At 62.1% G+C, this 26843-nt stretch carries 25 protein-coding genes; 13 read left to right on the plus strand and 12 right to left on the minus strand.

Going from position 1 to position 26843, the window contains the following annotated elements; all coding sequences use genetic code 11:
* Positions 1-73: 73 nt before the first annotated feature.
* From B5483_RS20470 to B5483_RS20480, 3 genes are all read right to left on the minus strand, one after another.
* Positions 74-592, minus strand: coding sequence for a hypothetical protein (locus tag B5483_RS20470; RefSeq protein ID WP_079731774.1), 519 nt, complete (start codon positions 590-592; stop codon positions 74-76).
* An 84-nt stretch (positions 593-676) separates the two neighbouring features.
* A complete protein-coding gene (locus B5483_RS22990; RefSeq protein WP_342743700.1) occupies positions 677-1045 on the minus strand; it encodes a type II toxin-antitoxin system RelE/ParE family toxin in 369 nt (122 codons plus the stop codon).
* Positions 1046-1092: 47 nt separating this feature from the next.
* Positions 1093-1347 carry an antitoxin gene (locus B5483_RS20480; protein ID WP_079731775.1) on the minus strand — a complete coding sequence of 85 codons (255 nt, stop codon included), beginning with the start codon at positions 1345-1347 and terminating at the stop codon, positions 1093-1095.
* Positions 1348-1539: 192 nt separating this feature from the next.
* Between B5483_RS20480 and B5483_RS20485 the strand changes: the two genes are divergently transcribed.
* From B5483_RS20485 to B5483_RS20505, 5 genes are all read left to right on the plus strand, one after another.
* The gene (locus B5483_RS20485; RefSeq protein WP_079731776.1) at positions 1540-3708 is read left to right on the plus strand and encodes a TonB-dependent receptor; all 2169 of its coding nucleotides are present in this window, start codon (positions 1540-1542) and stop codon (positions 3706-3708) included.
* A 13-nt stretch (positions 3709-3721) separates the two neighbouring features.
* Positions 3722-4807 carry a PepSY-associated TM helix domain-containing protein gene (locus B5483_RS20490; protein WP_079731799.1) on the plus strand — a complete coding sequence of 362 codons (1086 nt, stop codon included), beginning with the start codon at positions 3722-3724 and terminating at the stop codon, positions 4805-4807.
* 26 nt (positions 4808-4833) lie between these two features.
* Positions 4834-5283 (plus strand): HI0074 family nucleotidyltransferase substrate-binding subunit, encoded by a 450-nt coding sequence (locus B5483_RS20495; RefSeq protein WP_245829447.1) that lies wholly within the window; start codon positions 4834-4836, stop codon positions 5281-5283.
* Positions 5280-5588, plus strand: coding sequence for a nucleotidyltransferase domain-containing protein (locus tag B5483_RS20500; protein ID WP_079731777.1), 309 nt, complete (start codon positions 5280-5282; stop codon positions 5586-5588). The genes B5483_RS20495 and B5483_RS20500 overlap by 4 nt, the downstream gene beginning before the upstream one ends.
* A gap of 227 nt (positions 5589-5815) precedes the next feature.
* Positions 5816-6313 (plus strand): hypothetical protein, encoded by a 498-nt coding sequence (locus B5483_RS20505; RefSeq protein ID WP_245829449.1) that lies wholly within the window; start codon positions 5816-5818, stop codon positions 6311-6313.
* 54 nt (positions 6314-6367) lie between these two features.
* On the opposite strand, the gene B5483_RS20510 is transcribed toward B5483_RS20505, so the two are convergent.
* The 6 genes from B5483_RS20510 to B5483_RS20535 all read right to left on the minus strand — a co-directional run bounded on the left by B5483_RS20510 (position 6368) and on the right by B5483_RS20535 (position 14102).
* Complete coding sequence (locus B5483_RS20510) at positions 6368-7543, minus strand: GGDEF domain-containing protein (RefSeq protein WP_079731778.1); 1176 nt, start codon at positions 7541-7543, stop codon at positions 6368-6370.
* 158 nt (positions 7544-7701) lie between these two features.
* Entirely contained in the window at positions 7702-8421 is a 720-nt protein-coding gene (locus B5483_RS20515; RefSeq protein WP_079731779.1) for an RES family NAD+ phosphorylase, read from the minus strand.
* Positions 8418-8831, minus strand: a complete 414-nt coding sequence (locus B5483_RS20520; protein WP_079731780.1) for an MbcA/ParS/Xre antitoxin family protein — start codon at positions 8829-8831, stop codon at positions 8418-8420. The genes B5483_RS20515 and B5483_RS20520 overlap by 4 nt, the downstream gene beginning before the upstream one ends.
* Before the next feature lie 158 nt (positions 8832-8989).
* The gene (locus B5483_RS20525; protein ID WP_079731781.1) at positions 8990-10462 is read right to left on the minus strand and encodes a sulfatase family protein; all 1473 of its coding nucleotides are present in this window, start codon (positions 10460-10462) and stop codon (positions 8990-8992) included.
* Positions 10459-12363, minus strand: coding sequence for a sulfatase family protein (locus tag B5483_RS20530; protein WP_079731782.1), 1905 nt, complete (start codon positions 12361-12363; stop codon positions 10459-10461). The genes B5483_RS20525 and B5483_RS20530 overlap by 4 nt, the downstream gene beginning before the upstream one ends.
* Positions 12360-14102, minus strand: coding sequence for a sulfatase family protein (locus B5483_RS20535; protein WP_245829451.1), 1743 nt, complete (start codon positions 14100-14102; stop codon positions 12360-12362). Before B5483_RS20535 ends, B5483_RS20530 begins: the two co-directional genes overlap by 4 nt.
* A gap of 944 nt (positions 14103-15046) precedes the next feature.
* Here B5483_RS20535 and B5483_RS20540 point away from each other — a divergent pair.
* From B5483_RS20540 to B5483_RS20565, 6 genes are all read left to right on the plus strand, one after another.
* Complete coding sequence (locus B5483_RS20540) at positions 15047-15571, plus strand: hypothetical protein (RefSeq protein ID WP_079731783.1); 525 nt, start codon at positions 15047-15049, stop codon at positions 15569-15571.
* A 143-nt stretch (positions 15572-15714) separates the two neighbouring features.
* On the plus strand, positions 15715-16485 hold the full coding sequence (locus B5483_RS20545) for a hypothetical protein (RefSeq protein WP_245829453.1): 771 nt from the start codon (positions 15715-15717) through the stop codon (positions 16483-16485).
* A gap of 141 nt (positions 16486-16626) precedes the next feature.
* A complete protein-coding gene (locus B5483_RS20550) occupies positions 16627-17385 on the plus strand; it encodes a fimbrial biogenesis chaperone (protein ID WP_245829455.1) in 759 nt (252 codons plus the stop codon).
* A gap of 251 nt (positions 17386-17636) precedes the next feature.
* Entirely contained in the window at positions 17637-20060 is a 2424-nt protein-coding gene (locus B5483_RS20555; protein WP_079731786.1) for a fimbria/pilus outer membrane usher protein, read from the plus strand.
* A gap of 9 nt (positions 20061-20069) precedes the next feature.
* Positions 20070-20987, plus strand: coding sequence for a hypothetical protein (locus B5483_RS23580; protein ID WP_245829457.1), 918 nt, complete (start codon positions 20070-20072; stop codon positions 20985-20987).
* Between the two features lie 95 nt (positions 20988-21082).
* Positions 21083-21514, plus strand: a complete 432-nt coding sequence (locus tag B5483_RS20565; RefSeq protein WP_245829459.1) for a hypothetical protein — start codon at positions 21083-21085, stop codon at positions 21512-21514.
* A 158-nt stretch (positions 21515-21672) separates the two neighbouring features.
* Here B5483_RS20565 and mprF read toward each other — a convergent pair whose 3' ends face one another.
* From mprF to B5483_RS20580, 3 genes are all read right to left on the minus strand, one after another.
* Positions 21673-24249: a bifunctional lysylphosphatidylglycerol flippase/synthetase MprF gene (mprF, locus tag B5483_RS20570; protein WP_079731787.1), complete on the minus strand. Its 2577-nt coding sequence runs from the start codon at positions 24247-24249 to the stop codon at positions 21673-21675.
* 32 nt (positions 24250-24281) lie between these two features.
* Positions 24282-24653, minus strand: coding sequence for a DUF2147 domain-containing protein (locus B5483_RS20575; RefSeq protein ID WP_231634792.1), 372 nt, complete (start codon positions 24651-24653; stop codon positions 24282-24284).
* Positions 24654-24742: 89 nt separating this feature from the next.
* Positions 24743-25474 (minus strand): AcvB/VirJ family lysyl-phosphatidylglycerol hydrolase, encoded by a 732-nt coding sequence (locus tag B5483_RS20580; RefSeq protein WP_079731788.1) that lies wholly within the window; start codon positions 25472-25474, stop codon positions 24743-24745.
* Positions 25475-25793: 319 nt separating this feature from the next.
* Between B5483_RS20580 and B5483_RS20585 the strand changes: the two genes are divergently transcribed.
* Positions 25794-26168, plus strand: a complete 375-nt coding sequence (locus tag B5483_RS20585) for a PDZ domain-containing protein (protein ID WP_245829461.1) — start codon at positions 25794-25796, stop codon at positions 26166-26168.
* Positions 26158-26841 (plus strand): winged helix-turn-helix domain-containing protein, encoded by a 684-nt coding sequence (locus B5483_RS20590; RefSeq protein WP_054947924.1) that lies wholly within the window; start codon positions 26158-26160, stop codon positions 26839-26841. The genes B5483_RS20585 and B5483_RS20590 overlap by 11 nt, the downstream gene beginning before the upstream one ends.
* Positions 26842-26843: the final 2 nt, after the last annotated feature.

Here is a 26843-nt window from a genome sequence, read left to right on the forward strand (position 1 = left end):
GAAATGGCCGCGAGCGCACGTCGGCATCGCCCGCATCGGGGCGCGCACGGGGCTCAGCGGTGCGATGGAAAGATTAGTGAGCCGTCGGTGAGACAGGTTGACTGTTCAGATAACGCCCGTATTCGGGCCCGGTCACAGCCCGCAGTTCGACACGGCCATCCTCGACCTCGAGCGTTTTCACCTGCTCTGCACGATGCGACGTCAGGCCATACTGGAGGTTGATACCGGCCAGCGGCGCGGGCAGCTGTCGCAGATAGGCGGCCGGTGCGCCAACCAGACTGGCGAGCTGACCGAAGCTCCAGTGCGTGGGCGCAACCGACCGGTCTGAGCCCGGCAACATCAGCGATAGGCGCTCTGCATCATCGCGGCTCGCCTCCACCCGGATCGCCGCGCTCTCCAGCGTGCGGGTCCGGCTGCGCTCGGCACGGCCGCGAACGGCACCGAACAGATCGGACAGTGAGAGATAGCGCTCGTCATCGGGCCGGGAAAACCATTCCGAAGAGACGCGCGAGATATTGTCGCCGCGCGTGACATCGACCTTATAGCCACCGCTGCGACCGGACTCGCCATCCAGAACTTCCACCTGTGTCATGGGAAATCTCCATGACGGGCGCCGGGAGCCTCTCTCCCAGCTCAAAACCCGTCACGGCCAATCCCCTTCCCTCCTCTACCTCACTCACTCGGAACGGACACAACGCACCTCGCCAGAGGAGCGTGACACCCCATACTGATCGAATGAGGACAGCCGTTGGCGCCGTGACGACGAATTATCGATATCGGGCATCTGCATCTTCGATTGACTGACCCAAGTATGACACGAGCTTTGCGCCACAGGGATTGCGACGATGAGCGCCGGTTCGGCCTCGCGTGGCAGACAAAAGATAAAGTGATGTTCGCAGTGAACCATCCGAAGTCCCGGGTGAAGCTCATTCATCTCCTTGAACGCTCCGTGCCCAATCGCAAGGCGAACGATAGCTTGTTCGAGCTTGAAAATGTAGGAACGGACCTGTTCGTTTCCCCATCGCTTGTGGGTATAGCGGATGATCTAACGCAAGGCGTCTTCGGCTACCGCCGGCAAAACTTAGGCAGCAGTTAATCCCGACTATCCTCGCCGAGTTCTTCATCCAGCATCGTGCCGACACTCTTGGCTGAAATGCCGCCCGCCAGATTTTGGGCAACGCGCTCATTAAGAAGTGCTTTCAGTTCCAGCCATGCCTCATCGGTACCCGCATTGGCCGGGAAAAGCCGTTCGATCGCATATTGCCTGATTGTCTTGCCCTGTAAGGCTGCCAAGGCTTTCAGGCTCTGGTGCTGTTGTTCAGAAATGTCGATTGTAAGCCGGCTCATGGGACCCTCGCCAATTTTTACAAACCCACATGAGCACAAATGTGGGTTTGTTGTCATGCCCGCCTGCTGAAAGCGCAGTCGCGGCGCGTCATTCAATGAATGGTGCGGACTATCCTCTCATCGCAACCATATTGATAATGACTTGCAAGTGCATGAAATCTTCCCTATCCGCCCGGCCGAAAGGGAGATCTCATGACCGTCAAGTTTCGCCACGCATTGCTCGTTTTGCCCATGGCCGTCGGTGCGGCACCGGCCTTTGCCCAGAACGCCGCAAACTTCGATGCAAAGGCGGATGGTCCCATTATCGTCACCGCGGCGCGCACCGAATTGCCGGCGAACGCCTTGCCGATGACGATCGATGTGCTCGACAATGCGACCCTTGCACAGCAAGTGGCGATCGGCGGTTCCGTCGTCGATGCGGTGTCCGCCCTGACGCCGTCCTTCTCGCCGACCCGCCAGAAGCTGTCGGGAGCGGGCGAAACGCTGCGTGGCCGATCCCCGCTTTATGCGATCAACGGCATTCCCCAGACAGCCCCGCTACGCGATGGCGCCCGCGACGGCTTCACCATCGATCCGTTCTTCGTCGACCGGGTCGAGGTCATTTACGGGTCGAACGCACTTCAGGGCATCGGCGGCACCGGCGGCATCGTCAACCAGGTGACGGTGGGGCCTGCGCAGCATGACGGAATTTCCGGACGCGTACTGGTGCAGGGGAACGCAGACACAGGCTTCAGCAGCGACGGTATCGGCGGCAAGGTCGCAGGCCTGATCGGTTGGCGCGGCGGACGCTTCGACGCAACCGTTGGCGCTGCCTTCCACAAGCGCGGCGTCTACTACGATGGTAAGGGTCGCCGCATCGGCGCTGACCTGACTCAGGGTGAAACCCAGGATAGCCGCTCGTGGTCCGTCTTCGGCCGCTTCGGCTACGCGCTTTCGGATACGGCACGCCTCGATCTGATGCTGAGCCGTTTCGAACTAGAAGGCGAAGGCGACTACGTCCCCGAGAATGGCGACTATACCATCGACCGGCCCACCACATCGGTGCGTGGGACACCGCCTGGCAAGTCGGCGACGAACCGCACGGAAAGCGCGGCACTGACGCTGACCGACAGCGACCTGTGGGGCGGCAGCCTCATGGCCCAGCTGTTCTGGAACCGTTCGCGCGACACCTACGGCGGCGAACCGGTCATCGCCGGCGAGCAATTCATCGCCACCTTCCAGGACGCCTCCATCGCGCCCATCGGCACGCTGTTCGACCAGTCGCAGAACCGCAGCCGCAAGTATGGCGGCAAACTCTCGTACGAGCGCAAGGTTCCCGGTCTGGAGGCCCTGACGGCGACGCTCGGTCTCGACGTGCTGTACGATGCGACCGAGCAGCGGCTGATCGCTACCGATCGCAGTTGGGTGCCGCCCACGGATTATCGCAGCATCGCGCCCTTCGCGCAGTTCAACCTGGCGCTGCTGGACGACAAGCTGCGCTTTGCCGGCGGTGTGCGCTACGAAGACGTGAAGATCTCCATCGACGACTACACGACGCTGGCCAGCTACGGCGGCTTCGCCGTTTCGGGAGGCACCCCCAAGTTCAGCGACACGCTGTTCAACGGCGGCGTCATTCTGGAGCCGGTCGCTGGCCTGCGCGCCTATGCCAGTTACGCGGAAGGCTACACCGTTCCCGACGTTGGCCGCATCGCACGCGCCGTCAACTCGGCAGGCGTGGACATCGACGACTACGTGAACATCAGTCCGATCGTCTCCAACAACCGCGAAATCGGCATGGAGGCCAAGCGCGGCCCCCTCGATGCGAGCGCCGCCTACTTCTGGTCGACGAGCAAGAACGGTTCGCTTTTGGTGCGGACCGGCGGTGTCTTCGAGGTCCAGCGACAGCGGGTCGAGATCGAGGGTATCGAGATCAACCTGTCGGCCAGGACGCCGGTCCCGGGACTCACGCTCTCGGCAGGCTACGCGCATCTCGAAGGCCGCACCGATGGTTCGAATGACGGCATCGACAAGGTGGACCGGGACCTCGATGGCGCCAACATCTCGCCGGATCGCCTGAACCTGGCGGCCAGCTATCGCAGCGGACCATTCTCTGCGCGGGTTCAGACGCTGCTTTTCCTGTCCCGCAAATTCGAGCGGACGCCGGCCAATTTCAATGAGACTTACGCCTTCGACGGCTACGATGTCACCGACATCAGCCTGCGCTATGAAACCGGCTTCGGTGCCCTGACACTCGCGGCGCAGAATATCTTCGATACGTTCTACATCGACTACTATACCCAAACCGTCCGCCCCACCGACAACGCGCACTTCTTTGCCGGACGCGGCCGCAACTTCACGTTCGGTTGGGACTATCGCTTCTGATGTGTCGGCATTCATGAAGCTGCTCGACAATGTGCACCGCTGGACAGGAGGCCTCATCGGCCTCCTGCTGGCGCTCCTCGGCCTCACGGGGACGATCCTGCTGCACAAGGACGCCTGGATCACGCTGCCTCATGGCAACGATCCCCAAATGCAGGAGACATCCCTGCTCGCCGAAACGACGCAGCGCCTCATGACGGATGCCGCAAGCAGGCCGCAATCGATCACTTTTGCAACTGCCGACTTCGGGCTCGATCGCCTGAGCTTTGCCGATGGCGCAGGTGCCTACGTCACGCAGACAGGCGATCCGGTGACAGACTGGTCCAGTCAATGGCAACGACCCGAGCTTTGGATCTTCGATTTTCACCATCACCTTTTCGCAGGTGACCAGGGCGAGTTCGTGATCGGCATTGCGGCCCTTTGCGGCCTGTTCTTCGTGGTCAGCGGCATCGTCCTCTGGTGGCGAACCCGCAAGACCTTCCAGTTCCGACTGGTTCCGGCACGCCTGACCCGTCCCGCAATCGTGCGGCATCATCGCGATCTCGGCGTCATCGTCGCCCCCTTGCTCGCAGTTTCACTGATAACTGGCGCCGTGCTCGTCTTCCGGCCGATGGCGGCCGTACTGTTCGGGCCCGGTGCACCGGAAGAAATCAGCCGTGCTCTCGCGGCGCCGAGCGCTCGTCCCGTAGCCGTCGCGGAGGATCTCGATTGGGCGGCGATGATCGTGCGCGCGCGACAGCGCTTCCCCAATGCCGAAGTGCGCAGCATGTCGCTGCCGCGCAATGACAATGGGCTGATCACCTTGCGCATGCGCGGGCAACAGGAATGGCTGCCCAACGGCCGCACGACGGTCTGGTTCGCGGCCGATACCGGCGAAGTCATTGCAACGCGCGATGCCGCCGACCTGTCCCGGACGGTCGTCGCCTATAACGCGCTCTACCCGCTTCACGCCGCAAAGGTCGGAGGACTGGCCTTTCGTATCGTGATGACGTTGTCGGGGCTGGCTCTCACTCTTCTCGGATCGCTCGCGGTTTGGAGCTTCTGGATTGCCAAACCGAAACGCAAGACGAAGCCGCAGCATACTGCAGCCTCGCGCAGCTAACGCCTCGCAGGCGCACTTCCCTCGGGATGCTTGCCGCACTGGCCCGTTCGGTGACATTGGTGCTGACTATGCCGCTCGACTTCTCTTCGCTTGCCCATGCCGTCTCCCGCCTCGAGGAGGGGCTGACGCGCTATCTGTCTGACACCTCGGACGCTCAGATCCGCGATGGCTTGATCCAACGCTTCGAGTTCACCTACGACCTCTCGCACAAGATGTTGCGCAGAGCGCTGGAAGCCGCGGCGGCAAACCCCGAGGAAGTCGAGCGGATGAGTTTTCCAGAACTCATTCGCACCGGCGCGGAACTGGGCCTTGTGGCCGGAAATTGGCCAGACTGGCGCACTTACAGAGAAATACGCAAAATTACGTCGCACACTTACGACGAGGCCACAGCTCTGCAGGTTGCGCAAGCGATCCCCTGCTTCCTTGATGAAGCACGCGCGCTCCTTGGTCGCCTGCAAAACCGACCGACCGCGTGACACGGGCGCTTGTCATTTCTGACAGCGAACGCAATGAAGTGCGCCGTGTCCTTTCAGCGCACCTGCCCCCGGATTTCCAGGTGCACGTGTTCGGCAGCCGGGCGGGCGGCTCACCCAAACCCTGGTCGGACCTTGATCTAGCGCTGACGGGGCCAGTCCCCCTCCCCTTAGCGCTGCTTGCGGAACTGGCCGACGCCTTCGACGAAAGCGCCTTGCCGTTCAAAGTTGACCTCGTCGATCACAGGACAGTGAGCGAGGCGTTCAGTGCGATCATCGATGCCACTGCGATCCCCTTCAACCTTTGATTGATGAGGAAGCGAGAGGTTTTGCCTCATACTTCAGTCAAATCTCCTGGCATGGCGACAGAACGATCCGGGCCGAAACGCAAGACGAAGCAGCCGCATCCTGTAGCGACACACAGATAAGGAACCGCCGGCCTTGTCCACCCGTTGAGGCATGAATGGACAAGATCAGGACATTCGCCGCAATGGCACCGGCGTTGATGCTCGTGGCATGCGGGCAGACGCAAACTATGCCCGACGACAACGAGGCAACGGGCTCAACCGGCTTCGAAACTGCCACAGAGCGGCATCAGGCACCTGAAACCGAAGCGAATGCCAGCAGTGATACGGCAACGGAAACTGCGAAGTCTCAGCTGACGCCTGACGCCGAACGCGGCGAGACAGGTGCGCGCGACATCCTGCTGGATTTCGCCCGCGCGATTGAGCTGGGACAATATGCCAAGGCCTGGGCCATGCTCAGCCCCGCGGACCGGGAGAAATGGAGCCAGCCCCGGTTCTCAGCCCTCTTCGCCGATCTGGACAAGCCCACCGTCGCCGTTCCCTCCGGAGTGATGGAAGGGGCTGCAGGCTCAAGCTATTATACGGCGCCGCTCACCGTCACCGGAAACGACAAGGACGGCCGTCCGGTCAGACTGGAAGGTCAGGGCCGGGTCAACGATGTTGACGGAGCCAGTCCAGCGCAGCTGCGCTGGCATTTCGAGTCCGTGAAGCTCGACTGGACGCACTGATTTCGACCGGATTGTCTCACTGCCATCGCTGTTCGGCCAAGTCAGGGGCTTGCGTCAGTTGGCGACAGCGAGAGGCTCGGTTCGGGCCAGAACGATGCGATTGCGGCCGCTCGCCTTCGCCTGGTAGAGGGCGCTGTCCGCCGCTGCGAGCAAACCCGGAAGCTCGGTGCCGTCGGGGCCAAGTTCTGCGATGCCGATACTGACCGTCGCTTTCACGCCCAAGCCGGTCCGGGGATCGGCCGCCACTTCGGCAAAGCGGCCTGCCACGCCCTGGGCCACCGAAATCGCCTCGGCACTGGACCTGCAGGGCAGCAATGCGGCGAATTCCTCACCACCTATCCGAGCAAGGATAGTGCCCTCCCCAACCGTACGACGCGCGAAACGGGCGAAGAGCTTGAGCGCTTGATCCCCCATGGCATGGCCGAACCGGTCATTGATCGACTTGAAATGATCGAGGTCGAAAGCCAGCAGAAAGACACGCGTTTGCGCGTGCGCCGACCGGATATATCGCTCACCCTCTTCGAAGAACCAGCGCCGGTTGCCCAGGCTGGTCAGGTAGTCGGTACGACTTGCCGCCAGCAACTGGGCATGGGTTTCCTCGCGCAGCAGGGCCATGAGCGCCATGGGCAGGCCGACCGAATAGAGCACGCCTGCATACATCGTGACAGTGCTGGCCGTGACCAAAAGGTGTGGCCCCACTGACGACACCAGAAGGGGCAGGATCAAGGCCCTGCCCGCATAGAACAGGGCGTGGACAGCCGCGAAGGCTACAACGATGCGCTGCGAGCGCAGGGCATGGAGGCGATCGTTTCGCCACATTTCCCAGGCCGTCAGGCCACTGGCCAAGGCAATGGGTCCGGCACAGAAGTAGTGCCAAACTTCCTGCTGCCAGCGTGTGCCGGCAAACGCCCACGCCAGTGCAAGGGCGACAAGCAACGCCAGCGAGATCGCTCGGCGCCTGTGGCCGCCAAGCGCTGCGACGCCTTCGAAAAGCAGGAGATACCCCGAGAGCATGATCATGCTGGCAGCGATCGCACCCAAGGTGCCGGGAAGGTGGAAGCGAGCCATTGCCAGAATGCAGCCGGTCGCGAGGGTGGCAAAGCCCGCGGCAAGGAAGTGCAGTTCTTTCCTGCGCTCGGGCCGGGCACGACATTCCCAGAGCGTCATACCGGCGCTGAGCAGCAGAGTTCCAATGGCAAGGAAATAGAGGGTAGAAAGGTCAAAGCGCATCGCAGGCACCGAAGTTTCCCTGCGTCTATGCGCAATCCGGAAATTTCCTCTTAACGCCGGGCAAGAGTTCGACCCAATGCCCTTGCGCGGTTTTTGGAGACCTGTTCGCAGCCTTCGAACAACGATCCGCAGGGGGGCGACCGGATCTGTTGCCGGCCTCAGGCCGTGCTCACGACACGGAAGACCTCGCCGGATCCCGCATCGCGCACCAGATCGACGCTGGTGCCATTCCAGTGATAATCGAGGTGTCGTCCCTGGACGGGATCGGAAGCGCCATCGGGGTAGAACAGGCCGACGCATTCGCCGCCGTCATGCCGGATACTGGGATAGACGATGCCATCGCAACCGGCAGCCTTGAGCGCGGACGCGATACCCTGCGATGCGGTATAGCTATCGGGATCGAGGGCAGGACATTGCGCGGCGCCCGGCCTGAGATCGTGCAAGTTTGCGCCCACTGTCAGGACGATCTCACGGAACTGCGAGGTCCATCCCGGCGCTTCGGCGGTGCGGGCCATGAACCGGGCATGGTGATGGATCGTCTCGAACAGCGCGGTTTCGAACGAATTGCCGACATAGAGGACACCGTAGCTGCCATCGGTGAAGCGGCTTGCACGATCGGTGCTGACGTGGGTGAACGGCGCCATCAGGTAGGACGCGCCGTGACCGCCGACCCGGCGCTCAACCGGCACAAGATCGAGATTGCCGATCGTCGCCATGATCCGCGGATTGGTTTTCTGTTCTGCCGAGAGCAGCAGCGGCCAATCTGCGGGATCGGCAATATCCTCGAACAGGTCGATGGGGGGAAAGGTCCTGCGGATGATGCGGACCGCACCTTTCCACTCGACCCGCGTAACCTGCAAAGCCTTCGGATCGGTCACCAGGCGCCGCGTTCGGCATCGAGATAGCGGCGCACCCGCATGATGTCGGTCAACTCTCCGCCGAGCATGACATCGAGCGCGCTCGCTCCGGCAAAGGCGGCGTTGCCCGCCCTGACCCAGGCATAGCCGCGCCCCGCTTCGGAAAAGATGATCCTGAGCGCCTTGTGTATGCCCATCAGGTTCGAGAGCCGCGTCGCGCCGTCGCGCGAGATGCGGCCCGGCCCTTGCGCCTTCCAGCGCCGATAGCTGCGCACCGGCATGTCGAGCAGCGTCGCCGCCTGCTCGTCGGTCAGGTCCCATTTGCCGAACAGGTTCAGCACGGCGCGGAACATCGCCGCCGCTTCATCCTGGGTAATCGGATCGGGCCGGAAAGACCCGCGGACTGTATCAATGGGTTCAAGAGCCAGCATGGCATTTCTCCATATGGCACTATATACACCATATGATGCCATATGGCAAAGCATGCTGCGCTTGCCAGAAACCTCGTCGTGCGTATGGCCGACAGGGGGGAACCCGTCAGCCGCCGCGCAGCAACTGACGGATTTCGCGCTTCACGCCCTGATCGCGGTCAATAGACGAATTCGGTCTTGCGGCCGTTGATGATGATCTCGCGCGTCGAATGGATCGGCCATAGCGGCTCAGGCAGGGTCGCATCGAAGGCGTCGACGCGCTCTTTCATCGCACGCACGCGCTCTGGCTGCCGGGCGGCCAGGTCGTTCCGCTCCCACGGATCGGCCACGATGTCGTAGAGGTGCGTCTGCTTCCAATCGTCCGAGTGCCACAGCTTGTAACGCCCCTCGCGGATGACGCGGACCGGCCGCTGGTCCCACATCAGCGTGCGGGGCGCGCTGTTCGGCGCGGCAATCGTGTCCAGCAGGTCGATGCCCTCAAGCTCGCCCGGGATCGGAGTATCCGGGGCCACGGCGTCGAGGATGGTCGGCGCGATGTCCAGCGAACTCACCGGCGCATCGATGGTGCCGCGCGTCTTGAGCCCGGCAGGCCAGGACATCATGAACGGCACGCGCGTTCCCCCTTCCAGGTACGTGAATTTGCCTGCGCCCCACGGGTGATGGGCATCGCAATACCCGAATTGAACCGGGCACCCGTTGTCCGACAGGAAAATCACCAGCGTGTTGTCGCGAACCCCTTCGTCGCCCAGCGTCTTGAGAATGCGGCCCACGCCGACATCGAGCGCATCGATCATGGCCACGTAAGTGCGGCGCACCGGGTCCACGATCTCGCTGTGACGATCATAGTAGGTTTGCGGGACCTGCATCGGCCAGTGCGGCGCATTGTAGGCCACATAGGTGAAGAAGGGCTGCTTGCTGGCGGCGCTGCGCTTGATGAAGTCGACGGTGCGTTCGGTGATCGTCTCGGTGAGGTACTGATGCGGTTGCTCGACGATCTTCATTTCGGGCCCGTCGAACAGACGTCCGCCGCCCTCGCGCTCCCGGGGTTCGTAACGGTCCGCCTTGGTGGGCGTGGTGACGATGCCGGGCGTATCGGGATCGGCGTAGATCGTCTCTCCGGCCAGAAAGCCGAAGAACTCGTCGAAGCCCCGCCGCGTCGGATAGAACTGGGGATCGGCACCCTGATGCCATTTGCCGAAGGCGGCCGTGCGATACCCTTGTGGCTTCAGGCGCTCCGCGATGGTCGGAACGTCCGTCGGCAGGCCCGCCCCGGCATTCTCGTTGCCACGATCGACGATGTTGTACATGAAGCCGTAGCGCATCGGCATGCGTCCGCTCAGCAGCCCTGCGCGGGACACGGCGCAAATCGATGCGGTGACGTAGCCGGCGGAGAAATTGACGCCCTGCTCGCCGATACTGTCGATGTTGGGCGTCCTGATCGTTCCCGCCCGATTGATCGAGACGTCCGTCCACGGCAGGTCGTCGACCAGGATCACCACCACATTGGGACGAGAGGCCTCGCGCGGCTCGACTCTGGCGAGGGACGAAGAAGGGGCGTCGACGGTTGCGCATCCGGTCAGGCCAACCATGCTGACGGCACCAGCCAGGGCGAAAAGTGCCTTCCTGCTCATTCGCCGGCTCCAGTCTTGCTCGGCAGAGAGTTCATGTCGAAGATTTTCATCGAGGGTTCGTACCGTCCCAGCAGCACTGCCTCGAGGTAGATCGCGCAATTGCGCACGAACATATAAGCGTCTTCCTTGGCCTGCACGATCGCGGGCATCGCCGCACGTGCCAGCGCCGGGGCGACATAGGTCAGCGCGTTGATCGCCTGCAGCCGAACCGCATCGGACTGATCCTTGCCGAGCAACGCGACCAGAGCGTCGACGCCCTGTCGTCCCATCCCGACGTGGGTTGCCGCTTCGGCCAGAACGACGCGAACCTGCGGGACCTGTTCGGCCTGCAGGGCCGCACCGATTGCCTGCGCGGCTGCACTGGCAGCTTCCCCGAGGATCAGCAGACCCGTTGCCGCCCAGTAGCGCATCAGCGGATCGGCGTGCGTCAGAAGCGACCCGAAATGGCTTGCCTGAGCGGCGTCCGCCCTTGCTGCCGATGCCGCCAGCGCCATGATGGCCGGCAAGGGATAGGCCCCGTGCTCACGGCTCGCGTCATAGCCTTCGCCGGCCATTCCCTCGGCAATGAACCCGTTGTCGTTAATGGCGATCATCTGTGCGTCGAGCGCGCGGCTCATTTCCGCCAACTGCCTGCTGAATGCCGGATCCCCGGCAAGGTTGTGCACCTCGTCCGGATCGCTTTCAAGGTCGTAGAACTCCTCGTAGCCCCGTGGCTCGAAGAAGCGCGACTGGGCAGCGTTGCACTCCCCGGCCAGCCAGGCCCGCTCGTAAGCCTGATAGCCCTTGGCCAACCACGCGAAGGCCTGATGCTGGCCGCAGGGACGGTGCGGCGCATAGTTGCGGATATAGCGAAAGCGCCCGTCGGTAACCGTGCGCACGAAGTCGTAACGTTCGTCCATGCGATTGCGCATGCCGAAGGCATATTGCCGGGCCGGCGCGCACTGCCGTCCAAGGAACGCGTGGCCCTGCATGGTGGCGGGGGATTTCCGTCCTGCGAGCGACAGCACCGTCGGCGCGAGGTCGATAAAACTGACCGGGCTTTCTTCGACGCTGCCCGGCGGGTTGGGCGAAAGATGCGCAAACTTCGCAGGCACGCGCACGATCATCGCGCAGCGCAGGCCTTCGTCATAGCAATAGCGCTTGGACCGCGGCATGACCCCGCCGTTGTCCGAGTAGTAGAAAACGATCGTGTCCTCGGCGAGACCGTCCGCCTCGAGTTCTCCAAGCCGTGCGCCGACTTCACCGTCCATCCGCGTCATCAGGTTGTAGTAGCTGGCGAAATCCTGCCGTATCTCCGGCAAGTCGGGAAGGTAGGCCGGGACGCGCACGTCGGCGGGCGTCACATCGCCATCCGTCGGCTTGAAAATGCGCGATTCATGCGTGGTCATGAGATTGAAGACCGAAAGGAACGGCTTGCCCTCAGGACGGTCGCGCCAGTGCGCGTCATGGCCCTGGCGGTCCCAGATCGCCTGTGGGTCAACGTCGCAATTGTAGTCGGTCTTCGCGTTGTTCGTGCAGAAGTAACCTGCTTCGCGCATCAGTTCGGGATAGGTCCGGATCTCCTCGGGCACATGCGCAAGGGCGCGCATGTGCCCGGCGGGACCGCAGCTCTCCGGGTACACCCCGGTGAGAATGCCGAAGCGCGACGGCGCGCAGACCGGTGCGTTGGAATAGACATTGCGATAGAGGATCCCTTCGCCCGCGAGGCGGTCCAGCACCGGCGTGCGTGCGATCGGATCGCCGTAAGCCCCGATGAAGGGATTGTTGTCTTCACTCACGATCCACAGGATGTTGGGACGCGCCTCGCCATCGTTCCACGTCGCGCCGGACACTTTCGTGGCGAACGCGAGCGCAGCAGCGCCGGAAAGAACCTGCCTGCGATTGATCCCGCCCCGCCTCATTCTCCGGACCGCCCACCGGGGATGTAGGTCTTGCCTTCCTCGTCCGCCTTCAGCTTCTCGGGCGTGTCGCGATAATAGCCGTTGAAGGCCGTGGGCAGGTTGGGCTTCGTGTACCAGTCGGCGGGGAAGTCCGCCGCGTGCGGCCCATCGACATTGCGTTTGACGATACCTTCGCTGAACTTCTCGGTATAGGGAATGTGATGCTCGCCCTGCCTGTTGGCAAGCTGATCGAACAACGCCTTTCGCAAGGTGACCTTGGTTTCGAGATGCTTCGGATCGTCGATCAGGTTGTGCATTTCCTCCGGGTCATGACGCACATCGTAGAGTTCCTCGATGTCCCAGATACCGTGGTACTGGATATACTTCATCCCATCGCGCTCGATCGCAAAAGTGGTCGGCGTCTGCGGGAAGGACACATCCCAGTAGTACTCGTAGACGAAGTCGCCCGGGTTCCAGTCCTTTGCGGCCGTCTTGCCCTCGGCGAGCGACAGGAAGCTGCTGCCTTCCATCTGCGCGGGCTTGGCAACGCCTGCTGCATCGAGAAAGGTTGGCGCCAGATCCAGGTTGCGCACCAGCGCCTGGTTGACCGCACCGGCGGGAATGGTTCCGGGCGCGTATACCAGCAACGGCACGCGCACCGACGGTTCATAGGCGTTGCGCTTGTCGATCAGGCCATGATCGCCGACCATGAAACCGTTGTCCGAATAGAACACGACCATCGTGTTCCGCTCCAGACCGTTGTCGCGCAGGTAATGCAGGATCTTGCCGAGGCTCTCGTCGACGGGGGAAAGCGTTGCGTAATAGTCGCGCAGGTAGTCGGTCATTTTCCGGTCGGTATGATACGGAAAGTCGATGCCGTGCCAGCTGTTGCGCTGGTTTCGCACCCAGACCGGCTTGCCCGCATTGTTTTCCGGCGTGTTGGCCGCCGAAGCTGGCAGCGTCACCTTCAGGTCCGCGTACTGATCCTTGTAGCGCAGCGGCGGCTCCGGGTCGGAGTGGACCGCCTTGTGGCTCAGGTAGAGGAAGAACGGGCGGCTCCGGTCGCGTCCCTGCTTGAGCCAGTCGAGCGCATAATCGGTCAGTTCGTCGGTGATGTAACCCGTGCGGTTGACGTGCGTGCCGTCGACGTTGAGCTGCTGGCGCTTGCCCGCCGCCACTTCGGCGGGCGAGAGCCGTTCCGTCGGCCAATAAGTGCCCTGCCCCGCGAAACTGACCCACCGATCGAAGCCGGGCCGGGGTGCATCGGTGGCATCGCCCATGTGCCATTTGCCGAAGAAGGCGGTCTGGTAGCCTGCCTGTTGCAGATAGCTCGGGAAGAAGGTCAGGCCCTTCTCGCTCGAATTGCTGTTGTCGATCACGCCGTGGTTGCGCGCGGTTTCACCGGTCAGGATGGTGGCCCGGCTCGGGCTGCAGAGCGAGGATGTCACCACGGCATTGGGAAAATACGTCCCGTTCCTGGCGAGGTAGTCGATATTGGGCGTCTGAAGGCCCGGCGTCAGGAAGCCCATGGCATCGAAGCGCAAATCGTCGACCAGCACGAAGATCATGTTCATCTGCTGATGCTCTGCCTGCGGGACGGACCGGGCGCTCGCAGCCACGGGCGTCCGGGCCGGCGCCTTCGCGCTCAGCGGCGAAACCGCCGCCATGGCCGCTGCGCCCGCAAGCGCGATGGCACGAAACAGCTTCTTGGGACGCCTGCCGAGGCCGGGCAGCTTCGGCGGATTCGAGTCTTTCACCATTCCAATTGCTCCTCGCCGCAGCATGAGGTCTGCGGGTCTCTTTCCGGTCGATGACGAAGTGCGGCGGCCTGACCCGCTTGCGGAAGCCGTTTGCGCGCCTGCGGAAAGATCTCTTGTGCCTGACACTTGCCTGTCCCTTTGTGCCTGATCGTCGCGAGCGATCGGTCAATTTACCGCTAAACTATAAGTGGGGTGACTCGCGGTTGTCAATCAACCAGAAGCCTTTTCGCAGCGATCGCGACCAGCTGCCGCGGGAAAGCGACAGCAACCGGACCGCTCATCTTCGGCGGCAAACAGGTCCTGCGTGAGTCCAACCGGTTGCCGCAGACCCTTATGCTCGACGATGTACCGGGACCTCATCCCTTCGACGGGCGAGCGGCTGATTGCCACGCCCTCGCCATCCCGTCGGCCAGCGAAGTGACGAGCCGGCAAAGATTGCGCTCCAGAACGAACTAATCCGATCGGGCAAGAAGAAGTTGCGCGTCAATGGCGTGTCGATTCCATAATTGGCCTTAAGTTTCCGCCCACGGCATTTGGAACCTGGTCTCCAGTAAATCTGCGGGATCGACAGCGTTTACGCAATCGTTCGCCGTGGAGTTAGAGCGCAATTCCCTTTCCTGCCGGGAGCGAACTAACGAAAGTTAAATGCCCGGATAGGCTATGTCTCGTTTCGATACGGACGACTTGGGCCGGCCATGTCTGAAACCAGTCCCTGAAAATCATAAACACCTGAATTATCTCAATTTACTTTCGAATCTCGGATATGTCGCGAAGTTCGCATGCTGTGAATTCGACAATCCCTCCATTTTGGATAGTGCGAATCGAAATATCTTTAGTTAGATAGCGTTAGCTAACGACGGACGGCGATTTTCATAAGCGTGGGGACGCTTGGGAAGTTGAAGTCCGGAAAGTCGAGCCGCTTCGGCTCATGAGAGGGGCGATCAATGCGTTTACTGCTTATCGCGCTGGCAACCAGCGCGCTTGCCGTGCCTGCCAGTGCGGCGGAGGTTGAGAATGCCCGGTCCCTGGACATAGCCGTCAGAGGCGTGATCCGTGATCATTGCGCGATCGGAAACATCGCGGACATGGATTTCGGAGATCTGAACCGGCGCGGCCTGGGCATTCGCGCAAGGGTCGATCTTGACTGCAATGTGCCATTTACAATGACGATCAAGGGTGCCCATGGGGCTCTGACCCATTCGAGCATGCCGAACGGTCAGGGACCGTATGGCGGTGCATTGCCATACAATATCGCCGTCGAGATGCCCGTTCGTTATCCGGCGGCGCGGACCGTTTCCCGGTCGTTCAACAGCAGGCAGCTGCAAGCAGGCGGCGTCATTTCCAGCGACGGCGGCATTGCCACGGATGGCATGGTCCTGGATGTCGAGCTTGGGACGCCTTCCGGTGAGGCCGGTCTTCTGGCCGGTTCCTATTCCGAGACCATCACGATCACGGTCTCGCCCATCTAGCCATTTCTGCCTGGGGCCACCCCCCCGGATCAGACCCGACGGAGCAGGCACCGCTGTTCCGCCGGTTCCCCTGAAGCCCGGTGCAAAAGTCATGCCGCATCCCTGCCAGTCGACAGGAGCGGAAGAGAAAAGGAAGTTCGGACATGAAGAAGATTCTTTGCGGCGCAGTTGCCGCCGTCGCTCTCGTCGGCGCCGTTTCGCCTGCCTTTGCCCAGACCGCCCAGCGCCACTATGCTGGCCTGCCGTTCGTTGGTACGGCTACCAATCCTTCGAATACCCGTCCGGTATGGTTCATCCCTTCGGCTCAGGAAGCTGCCGATGGCGCCGTCGCGTTCGGTTTCGGCACCCGTTACACGTCCTACGCCGATGCCCCCAGCGACAGCGAAACCGCCACTCCGCAGGTCGATGTCGTGTTCAACCTCTCGGGTTCGGTCAACAAGGACTGCTCGTTCTACTCGGGTAACAACTCGAACGCGCGCAACATCGACTTCGGCGTGATCGGCGTGCGCACCGGCAACAACGAGAACGTCAACTCGGCTTTCGAGATGGTCGGCCCGGCCACTGCCAACATCGAATCGCTGACCGCCGGCTGCAACTTCAACAACGAAGTCGAAATTGCCAAGAACGACGTCAATGGCCTCGTGAACTCCGCCGCCGGCGGCTACGACACCAACGAATTCCAGGCCAACATTCCCTACACCGTGAATGCTTCCTGGACTGGCGTTGCCGTGAACTCGGTCGCTGGTGGTTCGGCGCAGTCGCTGAACGTCGGCTCGAACGATCTGTCGAAGACCAAGCAGCAGGGCGCATGGCGCTCGGCCATGAACATCGCGATCACGGCTCCGGTCGTGAACAAGGGTCTGGTCGCCGGCACCTACAGCGGCACCACCACCCTGACGCTGCGCGCTCTCTGATCAAGCAGCTCAAGAATGAAGCGAGGGGAAGGAGCGATCTTTCCCCTCTCTTCATAAGTTCGCGAGACACCCGGTAAATCGAAGGCAGTGAGAATCATGGCAGTATCGATCGCATTATGTCGCCGTTCTGGCGGCCTGCTCATGGCATTGGCTGCTCTGGCATTCACCACGTCGCCTGCGCTGGCGATGCGCGTATCGCCTATGGTTCTCGAAATGGAATCGCGCGGAAGCGATGCGGTCGCCCGCGTCGAAGTTCAGAACATCAACCCCGGCAATCTTGCGTTTCAGACCCGCGTCTACGAGATGAACATCGACAAGAACGGTGACATCGTCGAGACCCCGGGCGACGACCAGTTTCTGATCTTCCCTCCCCAGGGCGCATTGCCCCCGGGCGGTCGACAGGTCATTCGCCTGCAATGGGTGGGGAACCCGGAACTCGCCACCTCGCAAGCCTTCTATGTCTCGGTGGAACAATTGCCGGTCGCTCTTGCGCCGGGAGCCAGCGATACCGTGGGAGCGCAAGTCCAGGTTCTCTATAACATGCGCGCGCTGGTAGTCGTGGCGCCTCCCGGAGCGAAGCCCGACGTCAAGGCCGCCTCGGTACGACAGTCCCTTTATCAGCCGCCGGCTCCTCCGGGATCGAGCGAACTCCCGCCCAAGCAGGATGGCGTCGAAGTGACGCTCCGCAATGACGGGCGCCGCCATGCGATGATGGCGAATTTCGGTTGGCACCTCGAAGGCACCGATCGCGACGGCAAATGGCTGAGAGTCGATATCTCTCCCGAAGAGCTCAACCGCGCGATCGGGACCGGCTACGTCGCCGCGATGGGCGAGAGGGTCTTCAACCTCCCTGTGCCTGGTTTCGGACCCGGGCCAATCAAGTTGACTTTCGCCAAGTGAGACACTTCACACGCGCATTGCTGTGTTCTGCCACTGCGCCTGCCCTGCTTTGCGCAGGCAAGGCGAGTGCGCAAATCTCAATTCCCCTGCCGCAGGGCCCTGCCTCTTCGCAGGCGGGGGGAGAAACAAGCGGTCCCAGAACGCTCCCGGAGCCGTTCCCGTCCCAATCGGTACCTCTTCCCGGCTCGACACCTACTACGGCAACGGACAATTCGCCCCAGGCGGACACCCCCTCGGCGCCGCAGCTGCCGATGGGCGCGCACGGGCGTCCCGACATCAATCCATACGAACGCGATATCGACATGACGGTCCCCTTGACCTTCATGGGGCGCAGCCTCGGCGATATCCCGATGCGGCTGACCGCCGACGACCGCTTCCTGATCGATTCCACAGCCTTTCTCCGGCTGATGGAGCCGATTCTCAACGATGGTGCACGTGCGGAACTTGCCGAACATCTCAAGGGCCTGTCCGATTTCGGCCCCGAGAATCTCGAGCAGACCGGTGTTGCGCTAACCTACGATCCCAGCACCCTGGCAGTTGTCGTTGTGGACGTTTCGCCCGAACAGCGCGCGGTCCAGGATCTGTTTGCGCCGCCGCGCGACGACCTCGATGACATAACCTTGCAGCCTGCCGGTTTCTCGGCCTATCTCAATCTGAGCGCTGTGGAGACATACGTCTGGAACTCGCAGTCGACAGATCCTCCGACGCTCAATTTCGATGGCGCCATGCGTTTCGGCAAGGTGGTGTTTGAGGGCGCCGCCCAGCTGGGCCAGAGCTTTGGCCTGACGAACAGCAGCTACAAGTTCACGCGCAACTATGCGCGACTGGTTTACGATGAGCCGGAATCCTACCGGCGCTTCTTCGTCGGCGATCTGGATCCCGAAATCCGCGGCCAGCAGGCTTACGTGCAGTTGGGCGGCGTGGGCGTGCTGCGGCAGCAGCGTCGTTTCAACACGTTCCGATCCGCGGTATTGCAGTCAAACCGTCAGCTTGTCCTGCAACGCGAATCCACCGTCCGGTTCCTGCGCAACGGGGCGCTTTACCGGGAAATTCGGCTCCAGCCAGGCCGATACGACTTCAGTTCCCTGCCGCTGCTCGCCGGCAGCAACGATATCGCGATCCAGGTTACGGACAACTCGGGCGCGACACAGAACCTGGCATATCGGCAATACCTCGACCCGATCGACCTCGATCCGGGTGACTACGAGTATGGCGCCTTTCTCGGCAGCACAAGCCGCACTTTCGGCTCGCAGCCCCAGTACGGTGGTCCGATCGCCTTTACGGGCTTCTTCCGGAAGGCCTTCGTGAACCGGCCGGCGATCGGCGTTGGGCTTCAGCTGAGCAAGGATGTTCAGACTGTCACAGGACAAACCCAGTTCGTGCTCAGCAACGCGGGCCGGGTGCTCCTCGACGGAGGGGCCAGCAACGGCAAGATTGCAGGTCAGGGATTTGCCCTGGGTCTCAGCTACGAGCACTACTTCGACCGGGAAGGTCTGTCCGACAGCTTCACATTGAGGGCGGACTACCTGTCCCCGAAGTTCGCGACACTGGGCAACATCGAGGGCATCAATTCCACCTCCCTGTCTGTGTCCGCCCAGTTCACGCACCAGTTCGATCTGCGTTTCATGACGACCTCGACGGCGTCCTATCTCAAGGGTCGCAGCGGCCTGGGCGACAGCTATCGGATAGGTTCCACCGCCTATTATCGCATCGACCGGCAATGGACTGTGCGCGCCGGAGTCGATTACGCAAGATATCCGTCGAACTTGTCGCGCGGATCGGGCTTCAGCGTCATGATTGGCCTCGTGTTTCAGCCCGATTATCGACGCAGGGCGGAGGCACGATACGAAAGCCGCAACAACCTGGCTGAAGTTTCATACAACCAAAGCGGCCTCAACCAGCTCAACAGCGTTGGCTTTGGCGGCATCATGACGCGTCAGGATGACAACGTCGTGGGCCAGGGTTACGCAACATATGCGGCCAACACATTCGAGGCTTCCGTCAGTCATGCCGCTTACGGTTCCGACTTCTCGGATCTGGGCGCGGTCAATGCAACTTCGGTACGCGTGGGCACCACTTTGGCATTCGCTGGGGGAATGTTCGGAGTAGGACGGCGCATCAACGACAGCTTCATGTTGCTCTCACCCCACAAGAACCTGGGCAAACGCAGGGTCGTCGCGGGGCAGTCGCTGGCTCACAACGACTATATCGGCAAGAGCGGTGTCCTCGGAGCTGCCGTCAACAACGCCATGGCGTCCTATTCGGCTCAGACTGTCCAGTACGATGTCGAAGATCCGCCCGCCGGATACGACACCGGGCCCGGCGTGGTCCGCGTTCGCCCACCCTACAAGAGCGGCTATGCGCTGCGCGTGGGCACTGACGCATTCGCCAGCGCCATTGGCACCCTTTTAAGCAAGCCTGGAAAGCCAGTTTCCCTGATTGGCGGCCGCGTCACGCTTCTGGATGTCAAGGACAATGAAAATCCTGAACCGCAACCCTTCTTCACAAATTCCGTAGGCCGTTTCGCGATCTCCAACTTGTTGCCGGGACGTCGCTATCTGGTAGAAACCTACGGCGCCGCCGGCACAATTGACCGCGGTTTCGAATTCACTGTCCCCGCCGACACCGATGGCCTGCTGGATCTCGGTACGCTGCAGTCCGGCTTGAAAAATTAGGGAGCCTCGATGTTTCGTTCTTCATGGCTTGTTGGGGCAGCGCTGCTGGCCTCATTTTCGTCGGCACAAGCATCAGCCGCTGCCCCCGGGCTTGCGCAAATGGATTGCGTCGTTCGCATGACGGCTACGCCCACAGCCTGGACCATACAGGGTTACGACCCTTTCGGGGACGTCGCGCCTGAGGCTACCTTCAACATTGTCTATGTGAACGACGGGGAGAAGGACTGCCGGTTTTCTCCGGCTTTCGACTTGGATCAGCCTCCGTTCGGTCTGTCCTCCGGATCGGGTGACCGGATCGGCTATGTCTTGCTTGATCTCACGGATTCGCAGGACGTTACGCCTCGCGCGGGCCGGTCTGTAAGGACAACCCTGCAGCGGGAAATCGTTCTGAAACCGCACCAGTCCCGCACAATACTGTACAAGCTGGCAGTCGACGCGGACAAAGTTCGCGATGCAGGAAATTTCTCGCAGAATGTGATTGTCGAAGCGCGCGACGCCGGTTTTCGAACATATGGCGGCACCCGGCTGACGCTGGGCATAGATGTTCTGCCTTCAGCCCGGATCGGGTTGGCCGGTGCGTTCACGATGAACGATGGTCAGGCCGTGGTGGATCTGGGAGAGTTAAGGCAGGGGGTTGCTCCGGTGCCGTTGCAGCTTCGAGTGAGCAGCACAAGTCGCTACGATCTTGCAGTTTCGTCTGCGAACTTGGGCAAGCTGCGGATGGATTCCACCCAATGGAGTGTGCCTTATTCGCTCGCCATAGGCGGGCAATCGGTAAACCTCTCTGGAACCGCCCCGCTTTCCGGTCCGGTCGGTCGCGGATATCGCCGCGATTCACTGCCGATCCAGTTCATTGTTGGAGATGTGTCCAACAAACGCGCTGGCGTCTACAGTGACATCATCTCCATATCTGTATCGGCACGGTAACCTCCAGGCACCATCCTGTCCCTTTCATCGGCCGATCAGTCCCTTAACTGAATATTAGCGCGGCCCACCCTAGAATCAGCCCAAGATTCAACCTTATGGCAGAAGGTGCTTGGATGGTTCGGAAAGTCTCGCTCGGTATCGGATGCCTCGCTCTCGCGATCTTGCCGCTAACTGCGCAAGCTGCGGCGATAGGCTATAATCTACAGCTGACCGTTCCCGTATTCTGTTCTGTGAGACATCAGCCCACCGGCAGCGGCATTGTGGATCACGGGGCCATTTCGCTGGGCACGTTCCGCGAATACTGCAATGCGCCAGGCGGTTATGAGGTGGTAGTCAACTATGCGCCCGGTTCATTGCGCGGCGCGACCCTGATCGCCGGAAGCGACGTCGTCGTGTTGAATGGATCGGGGCAGGCTGTGCTTAGCCACACGACCGGCCCGCGTGTTCGGGAGCGTATCATAGCGGCGATTCCCGGTGAAAACGGGTTCGATACCGACAGGCTGGACATTCAGATTCTGCCGATCTGATTGCCTCGCTGCTGACCCCGCCTATTCGTGCGGGCAGGCAAGCGGGGTTTACTGATTGAGCACCCGAACGGGAGGGCCAGGCGGCAAGACCTGCCCCGTGGCACCGTTTGCAAGAGCGGTGCCATTTCGCCGATCCCGTCAGGACAAGTTGGCGCCTGCTAAGCGACCCGGGACAGTCTGGCCTTGCGGGCCGCGCTGTCGCGTCCGCCACCCACAAGCGCCTGCAGGTCGAACAAGGCGCGGACCAGGCCGATACCGGGAGGCCCTGCAATGTAGCTCGACTCCCAGCAGGGCAGGAACTTCTCCTTGTATGCGCGCAGACCTTCGAAGCCGTACTGGGCCTCGCCATGCTTGTAGAGCAGATGGCCTAGCCGCGCCCATACGGGGGCCAACCGCCTCGCCTCTATTCCCGACAAGGGCGCAAGACCGAGGTTGAACCAGCGATAACCGTTTTCGCGTCCCCAGAGCATGAGGTGGATGAACAGGAAGTCCATGGTTCCGTAGGGCATTTCGTCCGCGTGGCGCATCAGGTCGACGGAGAGTTCCTCGCGGTCGTCGGTCTTCCAGACATTCGCGAAGGCCACGATCCTCCCCTCCTGCCGCACGACGGCGCAATCGAACATGGACATGTAGCGTGGGTCGAAGGCCCCGATGCTGAACGCCTTTTCGGTGTGGCCCTTGGCCTGCAGCCATGCCTTCGAGATGGCTTCCAGATCGGCCATGATCGACGGGACCTGGCTGGCGGGGACGATCTCGAAGGTCGCGCCTTCGCGCCTTGCCCGGCGCTCGGAGTAACGCAGGCTCCTGGCTTCGGGACAGTCAAGGTTGAAGCGGTCGAGGTCGACCCTCGCGTCTTCGCCATACTTGATCAGTTGCAGGCCCAGGTCGATGGCCAGAGGCAAGGCCCGGTCGCTCAACTGGTAGAGCAGCAGGCGCCCCTGCGACCTGTCGCACATGTCCCGCAACCGCCACAGCAATTCCGACCATTGCTCCCGGTTGCCGACCGGGTCGCCCATCACGATCCAGCTCTGTCCCTGTACCTGGTACATGACGAAGGCATCGCCGGCTGACGAGACGAGAAACCGCTTGTCGCCGCAGTAGGCCAGCGCTGCATATGTGCGATCGGAGAGCGCCATGGGGTCGATCGCTTCGGGCAATGCGCGCAAGGCCGCCTCGTCCACAATCTCGCGGGTTCGGAACAGCCAGTGCAGCGCCGCTGCCGTCAGCAGGACCGAGGAGGCAAAACTGGCGCGAAGGAAGCGCGGCGCATTGCCTCGCCATGCAAAGTCCCACCACAGTTCGCTCTGATAGGCGACGTGCTTGTAGGCGAACAAGCCGATCCAGAACGAAAGGCCTAGGGCTAGGGCAACGGCAACCAGCCAGTCACGCGAGAGGCCAGCGCTGGTCAGCGAACTGCGCCGATAGAACGCGGCCCGGGTCCACTGCAGCAACCCGGCGATGACCAGCAGGACGCTTGCCTCCTCGTAATCCAGGCCCTTGAGCAGGCTGAAGGCAGCACCGGCGAGCAGGATGATCCTTGCCAGGTGGAAGGCGCCGTCCTGCCTCTGATAGAGACCCGGCGCCAGCAGCAACAGGGCGGTTCCCGAAAGGCTGGCGGCGATATGCGACGCCTCGGTGAACGGCAGAGGCAGCACGCGGCGCAGGATCCGGAGCCGATCGTGCAGACCCGGCAACGCTCCCGAGACCAGCAGCATCGCGCCGCCGCCGAATGTGAGCATCGACAGGAGGATCGGCGAAAGGCTGGTGGCCACGACCTGCGAATGCCCGAGGATCGATCCTACGGACCCGCGCCATTGGCGATGCTCCTGAATGGCAAGGACGGCGGCCGCGATCACCAGTGGCAGCAGGTAGTAGATGACGCGGTAGGCAATCAGCGCGCCAAGCAGTTCGGGCCTTGCGACCTGCGGCAGAAGGGCAAGGATCACCGCTTCGAATACACCGATGCCGCCCGGGACATGGCTGATCAGCGAGACCACGACGGCCAGAACATAAGCCAGGAACAGGACCGGAAAGAGCGATGCCCCGATCCCCGGTACCAGCACGAAAAGCGCGGCGCTGGCGGCGGCCATGTCGCAGCAGGCAACGACGATCTGGACAAGCGCCTGACGCGCCGAAGGCAGCGGCAAGGTCCATCCCGCGACGCTCACGGCCCGGCCCGAATGCCTTGCGGCGAACAGCGCCGCGGCGACGGCGGCAAGAACGGCGAAGCCGAAGCCGCGCACCATGGGAACCGGGAGTTGCAGCCCCCCCAGTGCAATGGCTCCGGGGGTCACCGCAAGGGCAACGCCCGTCATCACGACAAGGCCCAGCCAGAAGGTCATCCCGGCAAGTCCGATGATCCGCGCAACATCGGCGCCGCTCACCCCGCCCGACGAATAGATGCGGTAGCGCGCGGTTCCGCCCGTGAGCAGGCCCAGCCCGAGATTGTGGCTGAGCGCATAACTGGTGAAAGAGGCAAGCCCCGCCGTGCGGTAAGGAACGCGCCGCCCCACGATCCGCAACGCCGTGACATCGTAGAGCGTCAGGAACAGATAGCTCAGGGCAGTCAGGCCGATGGCCATGCCGAGACGCCAGGCCGGAATGCCATGGAACGCGGCCCTGGCCTCGCGGAAACTGATCTCACCCAGCAACTTGTGCAGGGCAAACAGACCCAGGCCGCCCAATATCAGCGTCAGGATAGCGCCCAATGGCTTTTGCCAGCGGGACAGTGCCATGGCGTAACGGCGCAAGGTGATCCGACCTGTCCTCAAGCGCGGCGCCAGACCTGGCTCTTGCACAGCAGTCCATGGAGCAGGCAGCCGCTGATCCGGATGGAATCCCTGTCGATCTCGCGAATTTTCGAGAAGAAGGTTGCACCGTGATCGGGAACGAAGACGTTACCCTGCCAGGTTCCGGGCGAAACACGGTCGTATTCGCTGAGCACCCGGGTTCCCAGCAAGTGCTCGGTCCCGCCCTCGCGCGCGTCGTCGATGGCATCGGGCGAGGCCCAGACCACCCAACCGCAGAGCCGGTCGGCGCAGTTGCCCGTTTCCACCTTCACGGTGCCGCTCGGATTCACCCAGACGCCGTTCAGCGACGGTGGCACCTGCGCGCTGGCGCCATCCGGAAAACCAGCCATGCAAATTGCCAGAAGCGCCAGGCTTGCGAGCAATGGCCGTATCGCTTTGCCCGCCAACCCCGGAACCGATCGCATGCGATAGAAGTGCATCATCCTCGTTCCTTCGCCGTGGTTGCACGCGCCGAACGGATCGCATCCGATATCACCCGATGAAGGGCATCAACATCGTCATTCAGATAGTGACCACCGGGCAGTTGCACATGCATGACATTGGGCTGATCCATGTACGGGCACAGGCTCGTGGTTTCCTTGGCCCCCGAAACACAGACGACCGGGATCCAGGTCAGCCTGCGCGCGCCCTGAACGGCATCTGCATCGGGCTTGGACCAGTTGAACATCTCGGACGGCGATGCCCGCAGGAACAGCGTATCGGTAGGCACGACCATGATGACCTTGGCGATCTTCGCCCGCACCGGCCCGGGCATGGCAGAGAGCGCGACCGGGATCATGTCCGATCCGAACGACTGGCCGACAAGGATCACACGGTCGGCATGGCCGAACGTCAGCGCCTTTTCGATGGCGGTCTCGACCAGCGCCCTGACTTCCTGCGGTGACCGCTGATGCCGGAAATAGACGAGCGAGTTGACGCCGATGACGGGAATGCCGTCTGCGGCCAGGCGCGCGGCGATCTTCGGCCCCATTCCGATCCGGAAGCCCATGTCACCCGACAGCACGACGGCTGCCAGCCCCGCCCTGGCATCCGTGGCCTGCGGGCTTGCAGCAACCGGCACGAAAGTTTCGCCGCCGAAATATCCGATGTAGCCGAGAAAGCCGGCTCCTGCTGTCAGAACCGCTGCCAGTGCGATAAGCAGTTTCTTCATGGCTGCGCGCTTCCTCCGACGCCGCTCATGGCGTCCTCGACCTGTCCCTCCACTCGTATGACAACTGTGTTGGTCTGCCCATGGATCTTTGATTACAGTTTCGTAACAGTCGTAAGGTCTCCCGCGCGCAAACCTCCGGAAAACGAGGAAAGCGCTGATGCCCCAACATGACGAAAGCGTAACGTGACTTGCGCGCGGCCCAATCGCATTTTTCGTTCATGCCCGTCGGAATCCTAATCAGCCAACCCCCTGCCCCGCGATCGTCGCCTCGTCGATCGCCATGAGCCGGCCTGCACCAGCCTCGTTGCATCGCCTGTGCATGGCAGGTGTCATGCTCTCGCTGGCGGCCGCCGCCCTGGCCCTGTTCTTCGGCGCACAGAAGCTTGCGGTCCATACGATCATCCACCACGCGGACCGCGATACCCTGCCCGGCTTCACCATCGCCAGGGCGACGCCGCCTGCCCGCGGGCTTGTCATTACCAGCGTGCGCACGGACAGCGAGGCACAGGCCCTGGGGATTGCTGCGGGCGACCGTCTGGTGGCGATCAACGACAAGTCCGTGAGATCCGTCAGCGATGCCCGCCGCGATCTCGCCAATGCCAAGGGCACGCGATTGCATCTCGACTTGGTGAGGGATCACATTCGTCGTACGCTGGTCCTGCAACACAAGGCTGATCGGCATAATGAGCCATAAGATTCTGCTCGTCGAAGACGATGAGGCCACGGCCGCTTACATATGCAAGGGCTTGAACGAGGCGGGGTTTACCGTCGATCATGCCACAGACGGCAGGGACGGTTTCTTCCAGGCCAGCGACGGGACGTATCAGGCGATCATCCTCGACAGGATGCTGCCGGGACTGGACGGTCTGGCCGTGCTCAACGCGTTGCGTGCGGCAGGGATCGAGACGCCGGTCATCTTCCTTTCCGCGCTCGGAACGCCTGACGACAGGGTTGAAGGGCTGCTGGCAGGATCGGACGACTATCTGGCCAAGCCGTTCGCCTTTGCCGAACTGCTTGCCCGGCTTCGCCTGCTCTTGCGCAAGGGAAGCGCTCCGCAGGCGGAAACGAAACTGACGTGCCGTGATCTTGAAGTCGACCTGCTATCGCGCAAGGTGCGCCGCGCAGGCGTGCCGGTCGATCTCCAGCCCCGCGAATTTCGCCTGCTGGAATACCTGATGCGCCACGCCAATCAGGTGGTGACGCGCACGATGCTGCTGGAAGGCGTGTGGGACTACCATTTCGATCCGGGCACCAACGTCGTCGACGTCCACATCAGTCGCCTGCGCAAGAAGATCGACAACGGTTTGGGCGAACCCTTGCTTCACACCGTGCGCGGCGCGGGATACCTGCTCGGCGCCGAGCGCTGACG

Origin of the sequence: Novosphingobium mathurense, from assembly GCF_900168325.1 — a bacterium.
GTDB lineage: Bacteria > Pseudomonadota > Alphaproteobacteria > Sphingomonadales > Sphingomonadaceae > Novosphingobium > Novosphingobium mathurense.